The 17,043-nt window shown below is 69.5% G+C and carries 15 protein-coding genes and 1 tRNA gene; 12 read left to right on the forward strand and 4 right to left on the reverse strand.

The genetic code is table 11. From position 1 onward, the window contains the following. The 3 genes from yidD to rpmH are packed head-to-tail and all read right to left on the reverse strand — an operon-like array spanning position 1 to position 881. On the reverse strand, positions 1–354 hold the full coding sequence (yidD, locus tag OIE49_RS18305; RefSeq protein ID WP_100570530.1) for a membrane protein insertion efficiency factor YidD: 354 nt from the start codon (positions 352–354) through the stop codon (positions 1–3). Continuing rightward, positions 351–722 (reverse strand): ribonuclease P protein component, encoded by a 372-nt coding sequence (gene rnpA, locus OIE49_RS18310; RefSeq protein WP_326803255.1) that lies wholly within the window; start codon positions 720–722, stop codon positions 351–353. The genes yidD and rnpA overlap by 4 nt, the downstream gene beginning before the upstream one ends. A 21-nt stretch (positions 723–743) precedes the next feature. Beyond that, the gene (gene rpmH, locus OIE49_RS18315; protein ID WP_003956500.1) at positions 744–881 is read right to left on the reverse strand and encodes a 50S ribosomal protein L34; all 138 of its coding nucleotides are present in this window, start codon (positions 879–881) and stop codon (positions 744–746) included. Between the two features lie 376 nt (positions 882–1,257). Here rpmH and dnaA point away from each other — a divergent pair, with 376 nt between their 5' ends. The 10 genes from dnaA (at position 1,258) to OIE49_RS18365 (ending at position 14,447) form a co-directional block, all read left to right on the forward strand. Next, positions 1,258–3,243, forward strand: a complete 1,986-nt coding sequence (gene dnaA, locus OIE49_RS18320) for a chromosomal replication initiator protein DnaA (RefSeq protein ID WP_326803256.1) — start codon at positions 1,258–1,260, stop codon at positions 3,241–3,243. 914 nt (positions 3,244–4,157) lie between these two features. Continuing rightward, positions 4,158–5,288, forward strand: a complete 1,131-nt coding sequence (dnaN, locus tag OIE49_RS18325; RefSeq protein WP_100570533.1) for a DNA polymerase III subunit beta — start codon at positions 4,158–4,160, stop codon at positions 5,286–5,288. A gap of 162 nt (positions 5,289–5,450) precedes the next feature. Beyond that, positions 5,451–6,326, forward strand: coding sequence for a phosphogluconate dehydrogenase (NAD(+)-dependent, decarboxylating) (gene gnd, locus OIE49_RS18330; RefSeq protein WP_100570534.1), 876 nt, complete (start codon positions 5,451–5,453; stop codon positions 6,324–6,326). A 54-nt stretch (positions 6,327–6,380) separates the two neighbouring features. Beyond that, positions 6,381–7,502: a DNA replication/repair protein RecF gene (recF, locus tag OIE49_RS18335; RefSeq protein ID WP_100570535.1), complete on the forward strand. Its 1,122-nt coding sequence runs from the start codon at positions 6,381–6,383 to the stop codon at positions 7,500–7,502. Beyond that, positions 7,499–8,035, forward strand: coding sequence for a DUF721 domain-containing protein (locus tag OIE49_RS18340; RefSeq protein WP_326803257.1), 537 nt, complete (start codon positions 7,499–7,501; stop codon positions 8,033–8,035). The genes recF and OIE49_RS18340 overlap by 4 nt, the downstream gene beginning before the upstream one ends. Before the next feature lie 389 nt (positions 8,036–8,424). Continuing rightward, positions 8,425–10,506: a DNA topoisomerase (ATP-hydrolyzing) subunit B gene (gene gyrB / locus OIE49_RS18345; protein ID WP_326803258.1), complete on the forward strand. Its 2,082-nt coding sequence runs from the start codon at positions 8,425–8,427 to the stop codon at positions 10,504–10,506. A 42-nt stretch (positions 10,507–10,548) separates the two neighbouring features. Continuing rightward, positions 10,549–13,143 carry a DNA gyrase subunit A gene (gene gyrA, locus OIE49_RS18350; RefSeq protein ID WP_326803260.1) on the forward strand — a complete coding sequence of 865 codons (2,595 nt, stop codon included), beginning with the start codon at positions 10,549–10,551 and terminating at the stop codon, positions 13,141–13,143. Positions 13,144–13,161: 18 nt separating this feature from the next. Continuing rightward, entirely contained in the window at positions 13,162–13,905 is a 744-nt protein-coding gene (locus OIE49_RS18355) for a DUF3566 domain-containing protein (protein ID WP_326803261.1), read from the forward strand. 144 nt (positions 13,906–14,049) lie between these two features. Further along, positions 14,050–14,126: transfer RNA gene (locus OIE49_RS18360), tRNA-Ile, on the forward strand. A 90-nt stretch (positions 14,127–14,216) separates the two neighbouring features. Then, positions 14,217–14,447, forward strand: a complete 231-nt coding sequence (locus OIE49_RS18365; protein ID WP_326803262.1) for a hypothetical protein — start codon at positions 14,217–14,219, stop codon at positions 14,445–14,447. 139 nt (positions 14,448–14,586) lie between these two features. Here OIE49_RS18365 and OIE49_RS18370 read toward each other — a convergent pair whose 3' ends face one another. Further along, complete coding sequence (locus OIE49_RS18370; RefSeq protein ID WP_326803263.1) at positions 14,587–14,943, reverse strand: DUF6344 domain-containing protein; 357 nt, start codon at positions 14,941–14,943, stop codon at positions 14,587–14,589. A 338-nt stretch (positions 14,944–15,281) separates the two neighbouring features. Between OIE49_RS18370 and OIE49_RS18375 the strand changes: the two genes are divergently transcribed. Further along, on the forward strand, positions 15,282–15,410 hold the full coding sequence (locus OIE49_RS18375; RefSeq protein WP_003999697.1) for a DLW-39 family protein: 129 nt from the start codon (positions 15,282–15,284) through the stop codon (positions 15,408–15,410). A gap of 234 nt (positions 15,411–15,644) precedes the next feature. After that, positions 15,645–16,991, forward strand: a complete 1,347-nt coding sequence (locus OIE49_RS18380) for a hypothetical protein (protein WP_442812252.1) — start codon at positions 15,645–15,647, stop codon at positions 16,989–16,991. Positions 16,992–17,043 lie beyond the last annotated feature (52 nt).

The following is a 17,043-nucleotide window of genomic DNA, read 5'->3' on the forward strand; positions in this document are numbered from 1 at the left end:
TCATGCTCCTTGGGCATGGGACGAGGTCTCTGCGGCCGGGACCGCCGGCATCTTCCCGTCGGTGGCCGTTTCGGCGGCGGAGGACCCGCCCCTGCGCGCACGCCAGGCGTCACGCAGCATTTCGTGCCACCGCGGACGCTTGCGCGGCGGAACATGGTCCACACCGCCGAGCGACCACGGATTGCACCGTAGGATGCGCCACGCTGTGAGCGCCGTTCCCTTGATCGCACCGTGCCGGTCGATGGCCGTGTAGCCGTAGTGGGAACACGACGGGTAGTACTTGCACACCGGCCCGAGCAACGGGCTGATGGTCCACTGGTACAGCTTGATCAAAGCCAGCAGCGGGTACTTCATCGCGTGCCCCCTCCCAGCAGCCGTCGAAGGGCGGCATCCAGGTCTCGGGCCAGCTGTGCGTGGTCGGCGTCGCCCGCACCGGGCAGCGCTCGTACGACTACCAGGCTACCGGGGGGCAGCAAGGCGACTCGGTCGCGCATCAGATGGCGAAGTCTGCGCTTCACCGCGTTGCGGACGACCGCGCCGCCCACCGCCTTGCTCACGACGAAACCCGCACGCGACGGGGGAGCGCTCTCCCCTGGCGCGTGCGGGTCCGTGGCACCGCTGCGTAGATGGACGACGAGAAGCGGGCGTCCGGCTCGACGCCCTCGTCGTACCGCGGTCGCGAAGTCCTCGCGCCGCCTCAGCCGGTTCTCGGTGGGCAGCACGACGTCATGACCTGACCGGAATCAGGCGGACAGACGGGCGCGACCCTTGCTACGGCGAGACGCGAGAATCGCGCGGCCGGCACGGGTGCGCATACGCAGCCGGAAGCCGTGGGTCTTCGCGCGACGACGGTTGTTCGGCTGGAAGGTGCGCTTGCTCACTCGGGGGCTCCAGAAAGAATCAGTAGTGGCGGGGTGCCGTCCTGGCTGTCACCGTGCGCCCACGAGTAGCTCGCAGTAACGCCCAAGTGCACCGCTGTCCGATCACCCTTGACGTGATCTGTGCCCTTCGGAGGCAGGCGGCAGCAGCCATCGACAACTCGACCTGGGTACGGTACGCGCGGCTGGGCCATCCGGTCAAACCCGCCGCCCCCGAGGGACACTGTCCACAGGCTGGGGACAACGACTTGAACCGCAGCCGTCACGCTGACTACCGTGACTGGACTCCGATTCGTTCCCATGTCCCCCGCCCCACCCGTTTTAGATACCGACCCGTCCCGCACCACACGTTCGTGGGACCTGTGAGAGAGCGTGCCCTGTGGCTGACGTACCTGCCGATCTTGCCGCAGTGTGGCCACGGGTTCTTGAGCAGCTTCTCGGCGAGGGACGCGTACACGGCGTCGAGGCGAAGGACGAACACTGGATCCGGCGCTGCCAGCCGCTCGCGCTGGTCGCGGACACCGCGCTGCTCGCGGTGCCGAACGAATTCGCCAAGGGCGTACTCGAAGGGCGCCTCGCCCCGGCCGTCAGCGAGTCGCTGAGCCGCGAGTGCGGCCGCCCGATCCGCATCGCGATCACCGTCGACAGCTCTGTGGGCGAGTCCCAGGCCCCCGCGCCCGCCCCGGCGCCGCGCTACGAGGACCAGGAGCTGCCCACGGGCCAGGGCGGCGGCTACGAGGGCTACGGCAGGCGCCGGGCGGACGCCCACCGTCCCGCCCGCCCCGACCAGTACCCGGGTGGCCAGGGCGACCAGATGCCGCCCCATCGCACGGGCGCCCAGCCGGCGGACGGCGGCGACCACCTCCCGACCGCCCGTCCCGCCTACCCCTCGGAGTACGCCGAGTACCAGCGTCCCGAGCCCGGCGCCTGGCCGCGCCACCACCAGGACGACTACGGGTGGCAGCAGCAGCGGCTCGGCTTCCCGGAGCGGGACCCCTACGCCTCGCCGTCCCAGGACGCCTACGGCCCGCAGGAGACCGGGTACGGCCACCAGGACGCGTACGGGCCGGCCAAGGACTCCTACGCGCAGGACTACCGCTCCCCGTCGATGGAGCGCCCGCCGTACGACCAGCCGCGCTCCGACTACGACCCGTCCCGCGGCGATTACGATGCCCGTGACGCCCGTGACTACGACCAGCGCGACACCGGCCACCGCGAGCAGCCGGAGCCGGCCGGCCCCGGTCATGCGCGCCGCGGCGGCCCCCACGGCCCCCACGGCGCCCCCGGCCCGCTGGCCGCGCAGCCCGCACCGGCGGCCGGACCCGTCGAGCCGACCGCGCGCCTGAACCCCAAGTACCTCTTCGACACGTTCGTCATCGGCGCGTCCAACCGCTTCGCGCACGCGGCCGCGGTCGCCGTCGCCGAGGCACCCGCCAAGGCGTACAACCCACTGTTCATCTACGGGGAGTCCGGGCTCGGCAAGACGCACCTGCTGCACGCGATCGGCCACTACGCGCGCAGCCTGTACCCGGGCACGCGCGTGCGCTACGTGAGCTCCGAGGAGTTCACCAACGAGTTCATCAACTCCATCCGCGACGGCAAGGGCGACAGCTTCCGCAAGCGGTACCGCGAGATGGACATCCTGCTCGTCGACGACATCCAGTTCCTCGCGGACAAGGAGTCGACGCAGGAGGAGTTCTTCCACACCTTCAACACCCTCCACAACGCCAACAAGCAGATCGTGCTCTCCAGCGACCGGCCGCCCAAGCAGCTCGTGACGCTGGAGGACCGGCTGCGCAACCGGTTCGAGTGGGGGCTGATCACCGACGTCCAGCCGCCCGAGCTGGAGACGCGTATCGCGATCCTGCGCAAGAAGGCGGTGCAGGAGCAGCTGAACGCCCCGCCCGAGGTGCTGGAGTTCATCGCCTCGCGGATCTCGCGCAACATCCGCGAGCTGGAGGGCGCGCTGATCCGGGTGACGGCGTTCGCCTCGCTCAACCGGCAGCCGGTGGACCTGGGCCTGACGGAAATCGTCCTGAAGGACCTCATCCCCGGCGGCGAGGACTCGACCCCCGAGATCACCGCGCCGGCCATCATGGCGTCGACCGCGGACTACTTCGGCCTCACGGTCGAGGACCTTTGCGGCACCTCGCGCGGCCGCCAGCTGGTCACGGCCCGCCAGATCGCCATGTACCTGTGCCGCGAGCTGACCGACCTGTCGCTGCCGAAGATCGGCGCGCAGTTCGGCGGCCGCGACCACACCACCGTGATGCACGCGGACCGCAAGATCCGCGCGCTGATGGCCGAGCGGCGCTCCATCTACAACCAGGTCACGGAGCTGACCAACCGCATCAAGAACGGCTGAGAACACCCACAGCGGCGCTCAGGGCGCCTCCGGGAGCGGATCCCGGAGGCGCCCTGAGTCGTTGTGGCGTCCAGCCGTCCGGCGCTGAGCCGTTGCACCGCCCGTCCCTGAGCCGTCGCGGCGTACTGCCCCGAGCCGTCGGGCGTCCACCGCTGTTCGAATCCGCGGCGGGTTACGGCCGTCCTCCACAGATTCGCCGACTTTTTTCCGTCCACATCCTGGGGACCGGGAAGTTGTCCAGATCGCTTCCACAGGCTGTGCGATCGGCACATCATCCCTCCAGCTCAGAGGCCTGTGGAATGGTGGACGAACGATCTCCACAGACTGTGGATGAAGCGGATGTCCACAGGTGGCGGCCAGAGTTGTCCACCGGCAACCCACAGGCTGGGGGCCGTTGTCCCCAAGGATCGGCTGCTTCTCCACACCCCTGTCCACTGTTCGGCAACGCGACGCCCCTGGTCACCGCGTCGAGTGAAAGCCGTCACACCGAGCCACACGGTTGGCATGTGGGAAACCTGGGTAAAGCTGGGGACGCAGCTGGGGAGAACTGCCCTCAACCTGTGGGCGGGGTGTGCAGAACTTCCCGTTCTCCACAGAGACGGTGAGTTGTCCACCGGTCCCACCCACAGGGCCCGTGGACAAAATTCCCGCGCTGAGCTGGGCAAACGTGGTTATCCACGGTATCCACAGGCCCTACTACTACTGCTGACCAGAGAGAGAGCGGAATCCGTTTCGAAGCGGGGCCTGTGCACAACTCGAGCTCTCGAGCCCGACCGCGCCTCGCAGCGACTTGACCCCGACGGGCGCCTACTGTCAGTGCTGTGCGTCAGACTGGTCCCCGGTGTCCTTCCCGTCCCAGTGGGCGGTGACACCGAGTCGGAGGACTCAGTAGCAACAGCAGGAGGCGGCTTACGGTGAAGATCCGGGTGGAACGCGACGTACTCGCGGAGGCAGTGGCGTGGGCGGCACGCAGCCTGCCGGCCCGTCCGCCGGCGCCTGTTCTCGCCGGCCTGCTGCTCAAGGCGGAGGACGGCCAGCTGAGCCTGTCCAGCTTCGACTACGAGGTCTCGGCGCGTGTGTCCGTGGAGGCCGAGGTCGAGGAGGAGGGCACGGTCCTCGTCTCCGGCCGCCTGCTCGCCGACATCTCGCGCGCCCTGCCCAACCGGCCGGTGGAGATCTCCACAGACGGTGTACGGGCGACGGTGGTCTGCGGCTCCTCGCGCTTCACCCTCCACACCCTGCCTGTGGAGGAGTACCCGGCGCTCCCGCAGATGCCGAACGCGACGGGCACGGTCCCCGGCGAGGTCTTCGCCTCCGCCGTGCAGCAGGTGGCGATCGCGGCCGGCCGCGACGACACGCTGCCCGTGCTGACCGGTGTCCGCATCGAGATCGAGGGCGACACCGTCACGCTGGCCTCCACCGACCGCTACCGCTTCGCGGTCCGCGAGTTCCTGTGGAAGCCGGAGAACCCGGACGCCTCCGCGGTCGCCCTGGTGCCCGCCAAGACCCTGCTGGACACCGCCAAGGCGCTGACCAGCGGCGACAGCGTGATCCTGGCACTGTCCGGCTCGGGTTCCGGTGAGGGCCTGATCGGCTTCGAGGGTGCCGGGCGGCGTACGACCACGCGGCTGCTGGAGGGCGACCTCCCGAAGTACCGCACCCTGTTCCCGACCGAGTTCAACTCCGTGGCCGTCATCGAGACCGCCCCCTTCGTGGAGGCCGTCAAGCGCGTGGCGCTGGTCGCCGAGCGCAACACCCCGGTGCGCCTGAGCTTCGAGCAGGGCGTGCTGATCCTGGAGGCCGGCTCCAGCGACGACGCACAGGCTGTGGAGAGGGTCGACGCGCAGCTGGAGGGCGACGACATCTCGATCGCCTTCAACCCGACGTTCCTGCTGGACGGCCTCAGCGCGATCGACTCCCCGGTGGCGCAGCTGTCCTTCACGACGTCCACCAAGCCGGCGCTGCTCAGCGGCAAGCCCGCGGTGGACGCCGAGGCGGACGAGGCCTACAAGTACCTGATCATGCCGGTGCGCCTGAGCGGCTGAGCGGGCTGCCTGCCGGGCGCGTTCCCGCAGGTGGCGGCCTCAGGTCCGGGCATACGAATGAGCGGGTATGCCCACGGATGTGCGCGAGCGTCCGGGTCTAGGCTCGGACGCAGGTACGAAAGTGCCGCAACGCCACGTCGTGAAACCTAAGGAACGCAACTGATGGAGCTCGGTCTCGTCGGCCTCGGCAAGATGGGCGGCAACATGCGCGAGCGGATCCGCCGCGCCGGCCACACCGTCATCGGATACGACCGCAACCCGGACCTCGCCGATGTCCACAGCCTGGAAGAGCTTGTGGGCAAGCTGCACGGCCCGCGCGTGGTCTGGGTGATGGTCCCGGCCGGCGAGCCCACCCAGGGCACGATCGACGCCCTCGCCGAGCTGCTGGAGCCCGGCGACGTGGTCGTGGACGGCGGGAACTCCCGCTGGACGGACGACGAGAGGCACGCCGAGGAACTGGCCGCCAAGGGCATCGGCTTCGTCGACTGCGGCGTCTCCGGCGGTGTGTGGGGCCTGGAGAACGGCTATGCGCTGATGTACGGCGGCGACGCGGAGAACGTCGCCAAGGTGCAGCCGGTCTTCGACGCGCTCAAGCCGGAGGGCGACCTCGGCGCCGTGCACGCCGGCAAGGTCGGGGCGGGCCACTTCGCCAAGATGGTCCACAACGGCATCGAGTACGCGATGATGCAGGCCTACGCCGAGGGCTGGGAGCTGCTGGAGAAGGTCGACTCCGTGGAGAACGTCCGCGAGGTCTTCCGCTCCTGGCAGGAGGGCACCGTCATCCGCTCCTGGCTGCTCGACCTGGCGGTGAACGCCCTCGCCGAGGACGAGCACCTGGAGCAGCTGAGGGGCTACGCGCAGGACTCCGGCGAGGGCCGGTGGACCGTGGAGGCGGCCATCGACAACGCCGTGCCGCTGCCCGCGATAACGGCCTCGCTGTTCGCGCGGTTCTCCTCGCGTCAGGACGACTCGCCGCAGATGAAGATGATCGCCGCGCTGCGCAACCAGTTCGGCGGTCACGCCGTGGAGAAGAAGTAGTTTCACCGGACCGTCTCGGCGGTCCGCAACGCCGGGGGAGGTCGGTGAACGACCATGCACGTCACGCATCTGTCGCTGGCCGACTTCCGCTCGTACGTCCGGGCCGAGGTGCCGCTCGACCGGGGTGTCACGGCGTTCGTCGGCCCGAACGGCCAGGGCAAGACGAATCTCGTCGAGGCGATCGGCTATCTGGCCACGCTCGGCAGCCACCGGGTCACCTCCGACGCTCCGCTGGTCCGCATGGGCGCCGAGCGTGCGGTGGTCCGGGCGCAGGTGCGGCAGGGCGAGCGGCAGCAGCTGGTCGAGCTGGAGCTGAACCCCGGGCGGGCCAATCGCGCCCGTATCAACCGGTCCTCGCAGGTCAGGCCGCGGGATGTGCTGGGCATCGTGCGGACCGTGCTGTTCGCGCCCGAGGATCTGGCCCTGGTCAAGGGCGATCCCGGGGAGCGGCGGCGGTTCCTCGACGAGCTGGTGACGGCGCGTTCCCCGCGCATGGCGGGGGTGCGCTCGGACTACGACCGGGTGCTCAAGCAGCGCAACACGCTGCTGAAGTCGGCCGCGCTGGCGCGCCGGCACGGCGGCCGTTCCATGGACCTGTCCACGCTGGACGTGTGGGACCAGCATCTGGCGCGGGCGGGCGCCGAGCTGCTCGCGCAGCGTCTTGACCTGGTCGCCGCGCTGGAGCCGCTGGCGGACAAGGCGTACGAGCAGCTGGCGCCCGGCGGTGGTCCGGTGGTGCTGGAGTACAAGCCGTCGGCGCCGGGCGAGGCACACACGCGTGAGGATCTCTACGCGCAGCTGATGGCCGCGCTCGCGGAGGTCCGCAAGCAGGAGATCGAGCGGGGCGTGACGCTCGTGGGGCCGCACCGGGACGACGTGGTGCTCAGGCTCGGCCAGCTGCCGGCGAAGGGGTACGCCTCGCACGGCGAGTCCTGGTCGTTCGCCCTGGCGCTGCGCCTGGCGTCGTACGACCTGCTGCGCGCGGAGGGCAATGAGCCGGTGCTGATCCTCGACGACGTCTTCGCGGAACTGGACAGCCGTCGCCGTGAGCGGCTGGCGGAGCTGGTGGCGCCCGGTGAGCAGGTGCTGGTGACCGCCGCGGTCGACGACGACGTACCGCACGTGCTGACGGGTACGCGGTTCACCGTGTCGGACGGGACGGTGGAGCGCGTATGAGCGGCGAGCGGGACGCGGGCCGGGGAAAGGCGCCCGAGCCGTCGGGCGTGGACCTCGCGCGCGTGGCGCTGCGTGCGGCGAAGGAGGCGGCACGCGCGCGTGGGGACGCGGCGCAGCAGCGGAAGCAGGCGCGGCGTGGTGGTCTGCGTTCCGGGGCGCGGGCGGACGGCCGTGATCCGATGGCTCTCGGCGCGGCGATCAACCGGCTCGTCACCGAGCGCGGCTGGGAGGCTCCTGCCGCGGTGGGCGGTGTGATGGGGCGCTGGCCGCAGATCGTCGGGGCGGACGTGGCCAAGCACTGTGTGCCGGATCGCTACGACGAGGACGAGCGGGTGCTGTCCGTGCGCTGCGATTCGACGGCGTGGGCGACGAATCTGCGGCTGCTGGCTCCGACGTTGGTGGCCCGGCTCAACGAGGACCTGGGGCACGGCGCGGTGCGCACGATCAAGGTGTTCGGGCCGGGCAGCGGTGGTCGCCGGTACGGTCCGCTGCGGGTTCCGGGCAGTACGGGACCCGGCGACACCTATGGGTGACAGACGTCACACAACGGGGCCCTGACGGTCCTTTCGGGGTGCGTGACGGCGGTCCTCCGCGCATCCGCACGCTCTTGCGAATCCCTACGTGACCCGGGAGTAGCGAAGTGTTGACGCCCGGAAGCGCTGAGTGCCGCTGTGAGCCTCTCGGAGCCCCCTTGTGCATATCGGGACCCGGCCAAGACCGGTTGAGGGCGCCACATGCGTACTCAGGTACCGGCAAACCCCCATCACTGTCGGCGCTACCGGTAGACTGGAAGGCGATCCCGCCCCAATCGTGGGGACCGTCCGGGAAAAGCTGAGCAACGCTGATCAAGGCTTACCAACGCAACATGCCGCAGCCGCTCCGGCAACCCTCCCCGGAGGGGGCACCCCCAGGAGCCCGGCTCGTGCTGTGCCAGAAAGGGCGCTTCGTGGCCGATTCCGGCAACCCCAACGAGAACATCCCGTCCACCGACGCCGGCGTGAACGAGGCCGCATCCTCGAACGGCGAGGTCACGGCCTCCTACGACGCCAGCGCGATCACCGTCCTCGAGGGTCTGGACGCGGTCCGCAAGCGACCCGGCATGTACATCGGTTCCACCGGTGAGCGCGGCCTGCACCACCTCGTGTACGAGGTGGTCGACAACTCCGTCGACGAGGCGCTGGCCGGGCACGCGGACACCATCGACGTGACGATCCTGGCCGACGGCGGCGTGCGCGTGGTCGACAACGGCCGCGGCATCCCGGTGGGCATCGTCCCCTCCGAGAACAAGCCGGCCCTGGAGGTCGTGCTGACCGTCCTGCACGCGGGCGGCAAGTTCGGGGGCGGCGGTTACGCGGTCTCCGGCGGTCTGCACGGTGTCGGTGTCTCCGTCGTGAACGCCCTGTCGGCCAAGGTCTCGGTCGAGGTCAGGACCGACGGCCACCGCTGGACGCAGGACTACAAGATGGGCGTCCCGACCGCCCCGCTGGCCAAGCACGAGGCCATCGAGCGGACCGGCACGTCCGTCACGTTCTGGGCCGACCCGGAGATCTTCGAGACCACCGACTACTCCTTCGAGACGCTGTCGCGGCGTTTCCAGGAGATGGCGTTCCTCAACAAGGGCCTGACGATCAAGCTCACCGACGAGCGTGAGTCGGCGAAGGCCACGTCGGGGGCGGACGAGGCGGGTGCGGACGAGAAGGACGAGGTCAAGGCGGTCGTCTACCGCTACGACGGCGGCATCGTCGACTTCGTGAAGTACCTCAACTCCCGCAAGGGCGAAGTGGTGCACCCCACCGTCATCGACCTGGAGGCCGAGGACAAGGACAAGAGCCTGTCCCTCGAGGTCGCCATGCAGTGGAACGGCGGCTACAGCGAGGGCGTGTACTCCTTCGCGAACATCATCCACACCCACGAGGGCGGTACGCACGAGGAGGGCTTCCGCGCGGCCCTCACGAGCCTGATCAACAAGTACGCGCGCGACAAGAAGCTGCTGCGCGACAAGGACGACAACCTCACGGGCGACGACATCCGCGAGGGTCTGACGGCGATCATCTCGGTCAAGCTGAGCGAGCCGCAGTTCGAGGGCCAGACCAAGACCAAGCTGGGCAACACGGAGGCGAAGACCTTCGTCCAGAAGGCCGTCTACGAGCACCTCAACGACTGGCTGGACCGCAACCCGGTCGAGGCGGCGGACATCATCCGCAAGGGCATCCAGGCGGCCACCGCGCGCGTGGCGGCCCGCAAGGCCCGCGACCTCACCCGCCGCAAGGGCCTGCTGGAGTCGGCCTCGCTGCCGGGCAAGCTCTCCGACTGCCAGTCGAACGACCCGACCAAGTGCGAGATCTTCATCGTCGAGGGCGACTCCGCCGGCGGCTCGGCCAAGTCCGGCCGCAACCCGGAGTACCAGGCGATCCTCCCGATCCGCGGCAAGATCCTCAACGTCGAGAAGGCGCGGATCGACAAGATCCTGCAGAACCAGGAGATCCAGGCGCTGATCTCCGCGTTCGGCACGGGTGTGCACGAGGACTTCGACATCGAGAAGCTCCGCTATCACAAGATCATCCTGATGGCGGACGCCGACGTCGACGGCCAGCACATCAACACCCTGCTGCTGACCTTCCTGTTCCGCTTCATGCGGCCGCTGGTCGAGGCCGGGCACGTGTTCCTGTCGCGTCCCCCGCTGTACAAGATCAAGTGGGGCCGGGAGGACGTCGAGTACGCGTACTCCGACCGCGAGCGCGACGCGCTCCTCGAGATGGGCCGCCAGCGCGGCAAGCGGGTCCGTGAGGACTCGATCCAGCGCTTCAAGGGTCTCGGCGAGATGAACGCCGAGGAGCTGCGTGTGACCACCATGGACCAGGAGCACCGTGTGCTCGGCCAGGTCACCCTCGACGACGCCGCCCAGGCCGACGACCTGTTCTCGGTCCTGATGGGCGAGGACGTCGAGGCCCGCCGCCAGTTCATCCAGCGCAACGCCAAGGACGTCCGCTTCCTCGACATCTGAGTCGGTCTCAGCTGACCGCATCAGGAAGGATCCTCACCAGCAATGGCCGACGAGAACACTCCAGTCACCCCTGAAGAGGGCGGCGAACTCGCCATGCGCGTCGAGCCCGTCGGGCTCGAGACGGAGATGCAGCGTTCGTACCTCGACTACGCGATGTCCGTCATCGTCTCGCGTGCGCTGCCGGACGTCAGGGACGGTCTCAAGCCCGTCCACCGCCGCGTGCTGTACGCGATGTACGACGGTGGCTACCGTCCCGACCGCGGCTTCTACAAGTGCGCCCGCGTCGTCGGCGACGTCATGGGCAACTACCACCCGCACGGCGACTCCTCGATCTACGACGCGCTGGTCCGCCTCGCGCAGCCGTGGGCGATGCGGATGCCGCTGGTGGACTCCAACGGCAACTTCGGTTCGCCGGGCAACGACCCGGCGGCGGCCATGCGCTACACCGAGTGCAAGATGGCGCCGCTGTCGATGGAGATGGTCCGCGACATCGACGAGGGGACCGTCGACTTCACGGACAACTACGACGGCCGCTCCCAGGAGCCGACCGTCCTGCCCGCCCGCTTCCCGAACCTGCTGATCAACGGCTCGGCCGGCATCGCGGTGGGCATGGCCACGAACATCCCGTCGCACAACCTGCGCGAGGTCGCCTCCGGTGCCCAGTGGTACCTGGAGAACCCGGAGGCCTCCCACGAGGAGCTCCTCGACGCGCTGATCGAGCGGATCAAGGGCCCGGACTTCCCCACCGGCGCGCTCGTCGTCGGCCGCAAGGGCATCGAGGAGGCGTACCGCACCGGCCGCGGCTCGATCACCATGCGCGCCGTGGTCGAGGTCGAGGAGATCCAGAACCGCCAGTGCCTGGTGGTCACGGAGCTGCCGTACCAGGTCAACCCGGACAACCTCGCGCAGAAGATCGCCGACCTGGTGAAGGACGGCAAGATCGGCGGTATCGCGGACGTCCGCGACGAGACCAGCTCGCGCACCGGTCAGCGCCTGGTGATCGTCCTCAAGCGGGACGCGGTCGCCAAGGTCGTCCTGAACAACCTCTACAAGCACACCGACCTGCAGACGAACTTCGGCGCCAACATGCTGGCGCTGGTCGACGGCGTGCCGCGCACGCTGTCGCTGGACGCGTTCATCCGCCACTGGGTGACGCACCAGGTCGAGGTCGTCGTCCGCCGTACGCGGTTCCGGCTGCGCAAGGCGGAGGAGCGGGCGCACATCCTGCGCGGTCTGCTGAAGGCCCTGGACGCCATCGACGAGGTCATCGCGCTCATCCGGCGCAGTGCGACCGTCGAGGTCGCGCGTGAGGGCCTGATGAGCCTGCTGGAGATCGACGAGATCCAGGCCAACGCCATCCTGGAGATGCAGCTGAGGCGACTGGCCGCCCTGGAGCGGCAGAAGATCGTCCAGGAGCACGACGAGCTCCAGGCCAAGATCAACGAGTACAACCAGATCCTCGCCTCCCCGGTCCGCCAGCGCGGGATCGTCAGCGAGGAGCTGGCGGCGATCGTCGAGAAGTTCGGCGACGACCGCAAGACGAAGCTGATCCCCTACGAGGGCGACATGTCCATCGAGGACCTGATCGCCGAAGAGGACATCGTCGTCACGGTCAGCCGCGGCGGCTACATCAAGCGGACCAAGACCGACGACTACCGCGCCCAGAAGCGTGGCGGCAAGGGCGTGCGCGGCACGAAGCTGAAGGAAGACGACATCGTCGACCACTTCTTCGTCTCCACCACGCACCACTGGCTGCTGTTCTTCACCAACAAGGGCCGGGTCTACCGGGCGAAGGCCTACGAGCTGCCGGACGCCGGCCGGGACGCGCGCGGTCAGCACGTGGCGAACCTGCTGGCCTTCCAGCCGGACGAGGCGATCGCTCAGATCCTCGCGATCCGCGACTACGAGGCGGCGCCGTACCTGGTGCTCGGCACCAAGGCGGGCCTGGTCAAGAAGACGCCTCTGAAGGATTACGATTCTCCTCGCTCCGGTGGTGTCATCGCGATCAACCTGCGTGAGCAGGAGGACGGTTCCGATGACGAACTGATCGGGGCCGAGCTGGTCTCCGCCGATGATGATCTGCTTCTGATCAGCAAGAAGGCGCAATCGATCAGGTTCACCGCCTCGGACGACACTCTGCGTCCGATGGGCCGTGCCACCTCGGGTGTCAAGGGCATGAGTTTCCGCGGTGGCGACGAACTGCTCTCGATGAATGTTGTTCGACCCGGTACGTTCGTGTTCACTGCCACCGATGGCGGGTACGCCAAGCGGACCCGTGTCGACGAGTACCGCGTCCAGGGTCGCGGCGGCCTCGGCATCAAGGCCGCCAAGACCGTGGAGGACCGCGGTTCGCTCGTGGGAGCGCTGGTTGTCGAGGAGACCGACGAGATCCTCGCCATCACGCTCTCGGGCGGTGTGATTCGTACGCGAGTCAACGAGGTCAGGGAGACGGGCCGTGACACCATGGGCGTCCAACTGATCAATCTGGGGAAGCGCGATGCCGTCGTCGGTATCGCACGTAACGCCGAGGCGGGGCGCGAGGCGGAGGAAGTCGACGGCGACGTGGCCGTGGACGAGACCGCCGAGGGGGCCGCGACCAGCGGCACGGACGAGGGCGAGGTGTCCTCGGCCGAGTAGCTCGAGGAGAGAGTCATCGTGAGCGGAGCCACGGGCGCCGGATCGGCCGGTACCTCCACTGGTACGGGAGCGGACGGCGGCGGCCGTGGCTCCGCCGCGCCTGCGACGGACACGCATACGACCAATCTGCAAGCGATCAAGTCGCCCGCGGCCGATGCGCACACGCCCCACACTCACGGATCCCAGGGGGGAACGGTGACGGACACCCGAGGTCCGCAGGCCCAGCAGGCGAACGCCGCGGCCGGTCAGCAGGCGGCGGGCTCTCCGCTGCCGGGTGAGCGGCAGTCCCAGCAGCCCTCCGGGCCGTACCACCCGCCGCAGGCCTACCCGGCGGCCGAGCCCGCCTCCCAGGCGGTGCGCCGGCCGCGTACGGGCGTGCGTACCGAACCGCGCACCCGCAAGGCCCGGCTGCGCGTGGCCAAGGCCGATCCGTGGTCGGTGATGAAGGTCAGCTTCCTGCTCTCCATCGCCCTGGGCATCTGCACGATCGTGGCGGCCGCCGTGCTGTGGATGGTCATGAACGCGATGGGTGTGTTCTCCACGGTCGGCGGGACGATCTCCGAGGCCACGGGCTCGAACGAGTCCAACGGCTTCGACCTCCAGTCCTTCCTGTCCCTCCCCCACGTGCTGATGTTCACGTCGATCATCGCCGTGATCGACGTGGTGCTGGCGACGGCCCTCGCGACCCTCGGAGCGTTCATGTACAACCTCTCCGCGGGCTTCGTCGGCGGCGTCGAGTTGACGCTGGCCGAGGACGAGTAGTCCGGCCGACGCGCCCTCCACGGCGTCTGCGGCGGTGTCGCGAAACGTCCGCCGGCGGTCCCCCGACAACCGATTTTGGGACTGCCCCCCTCGTGCGCTAATCTTCAGGAGTCAGCGCGCGGGACACACTCCGCAGAGCGCGGCGGGGCTATAGCTCAGTTGGTTAGAGCGCATCCCTGATAAGGATGAGGCCACAGGTTCAAATCCTGTTAGCCCCACCAGCACGAAGACCCCCGGACCAATAGGGCCGGGGGTTTTTTCGTACCTCGTGCCCAGACGGAGAAGTCGCTGTCCAGTACTCGGGAGTGTGCATGGACCCGCGCCTGAGGAAATTCGGCGACCGTCTGATGACCTGCGTCGCCCTGGCCTGGTTCGGCCACCAGGCCCTGTACGGGCAGGGGATGCTGCGGCTCTTTTCCGCCCTCATGCTGGTCGTCGGCGTGGTGACCACTGCGGGCGCGGTCCACGACCACATCCGCCCCCGGCCGAAGCGGCGCCGGTCCCGTGAACGGGACACCGATGGCAGCGAACCCGAGGTGTGAGGAGCCGGGGCGCGGACGCAGGTGAAGCTCCCCGGCCGTGGTGGCCGGGGAGCTTCGCGTTCTGCGGCTGGTGCTGTACGCGAATCGCCGTTACGTCAAGGGTGCGGGTGGTGGCACCGGCCGGGCCGGTGCGGCCCTGTCAGCGCTGGAGGGGGATGGCCGGCCGGGCCGGCGGTTCGTCCGGGAGGCATCGGGGTTCGGCGGCGAGGGAGAAGGCGTCGACCGGCGGGCGGTGACGGCAGCCCGGGGTTCTTCCGTGAGCCTCGGCGCGGATGCGCTGTTTCATCGTCGGGGGCAAGGACGGGGTTTGGGGCTTGGACAAGGGCGGCGTCGTCTGTGCCGGGACCGGTGCGGTGCTCTTGGGCGCCGTCTCGGGCTGCGGCGCGACCGCGGCCGCGGAGGCGGCCGTCGTGGTGATGAGTCCGAGCGCCGTGCAGAGCGCGAGGAAGGCGGTGACGATGGCGGTCCACAACTTCATGACTTTGTGCTGGTCCATGGCCCCTCACTTTCAGGTTGGGCGATTTGCGTACTTTGCTCATCATGTGTATGAGCGCCGCGAAGTGGTGGACCAACGCCCATGGCGCGGCGATCTTCGGATGAACACCACTCGGATGGGCGCACGAGCGGTGAAAAGGTGTGAAGGTGGGATGAGCGCACCCAAAAGTAACCGTCTGTGCGGGTGTGATCACCCTCCGGTCGGAGCGGTTTCGTCCCCGCCTACTGCGCTCGCGCGCACGGCAGTTGACAGCCGACGCAGGTCACCGATCGGTATCGGCCGGTGTGTATAGTCGGGCGCCAGAGGTCCCCTACGTCAACGAAAGACGAGGTCGCGCGGTGAAGAAGCTTCTCCTGGTCGCACTGGCCGCCATCGGCGGGCTCCTCGTGTACCGCCAGATCCAGGCGGATCGCGCCGAGCAGGATCTGTGGACGGAGGCGACTGACTCCGTGCCCACGGGTTCGTGAGCACCGACATCCCGAACTGAGCAGGCCCCGACCGCCGTAGCGGTCGGGGTTTTGTGTTGTGGGCCCCGGTCCCGGCGGGCCCGCTCTCGTGTTGCGGGGTCGCGGAGGGTGAGGTAGGTGTCGCTTCCTGAGACCGTTGTCGCGTGTGCGCCCGGGGAATGCGCGGATGGCGTAGCGGCCCCCGGGGAATGATGGGCGACGTCCGGAGGGACGGAACGCGAGGGGTGGCGCGGGATGGTACGGCGTGGGGCGGGACGGCGGGCGGCGGCAGGGCGCTCACGGCGTGATCGGCGCGGCCGGTGTCTCTCGCACCAGCTCGCCGTGCGCCTGGCCGTGGCCGCGGCGGCACTGTGCCTCGCGGCGGCCGGCCCCGGGCCGAGCGCTCTCGCGGCCGGCGAAGCGGACCCGTACGCCTTCACCGACGGGGCCCGGTCCGTCACGGGAGCCACGAGCACCACGGACGCCTTACCCCTCGAACCGGGCCGCACCTACAGGAGTTCCCTGCCGGGCAGCGGCAAGCTGTACTACCGCCTCGACCTGGACGCCGCCTCCACCGCCTACGTCTCCGCCACGGCGGTGCCCGGAGCCGGCACCACGGTCGCCGCCACCGACGGCCTCAGGATCTCGGTGCGGGACGCCCGCGGCGCCTCCTGCTCCTCGCAGGCCGCCCGCTTCGGCCCGAGCCGCAGTCCGCATCCCGTTGCCGCGTGGGGCGCGCGCGAGGTCTCCTCCGGCCGTCCCCTGTGCCAGGGTGCCGGGTCGTACTACGTCCTCGTCGAACGCGTCGGCGCCAAGGCATCCTCGTCCGACACCTGGCCCCTGGAACTCGCCGTCGTCTCGGAGCCGCCGCTGGAACGCGCCGGGGCCACGAGCGCGCCCGGGTCCTGGAACTCCGCCTCGCCCCAGCCGGTCACCGGCCAGGCGGCCGAACGGGCCGGGGGCGCCGGGTTCGCCGCGGCGAGCACGGTCGGGCAGGGCGTGTGGCGCACCCGTATCCGGCCCGGCCAGACCCTCTTCTACAAGGTCCCGGTCGACTGGGGGCAGCAGCTGAACGCCGGCGTCGAGCTGGGCAGTTCCAGCGGCGGCAGCGGCTATGTGAACGGCGCGCTGACCCTGTCGCTCTACAACCCGGTGCGCGGATACGTCGAGGAGGCGTACGCCGGTTACAGCGGCCGGCAGACGTCCGCCGCCCTCGCACCCGTGCCGCCGGTCGCCCATGCCAACCGCCACGGCTTCGCCGCCCAGGTCAAGGGGATGCGGTTCGCCGGCCTCCACTACCTGGTCGTGCACCTCGCAGCCCAGACCGCCGACTCCTTCGGCGAGGGGCCCTACGGTCTGGTCCTGCGGGTACGGGTGGACGGCACGGCGCAGCCAGGTCCGGACTACGCGGGCCGGTCCGAACCCGGGCAGCTCTTCGAGGTCACCGCCCACGACCGGGCCGCGGCGACCCCGGCCGGGGCGGCTGACGGCTCCGCGGCGCTCTGGGCGCTCGCCGTCGGTGGGATCGGCGCGGGAACGGTCCTGCTGGCCGTCCTCGGGGCGTGGACGGTGCTCGCCCGCCGCAGGGCCGACGCCCTGTAGAGCGGCGGGAGAGGCGCGAGAGGCACGCGATCGCCGGGGCGGCCGCGGATCG

This window comes from Streptomyces sp. NBC_01788 (assembly GCF_035917575.1).
Classification (GTDB): Bacteria; Actinomycetota; Actinomycetes; order Streptomycetales; family Streptomycetaceae; genus Streptomyces.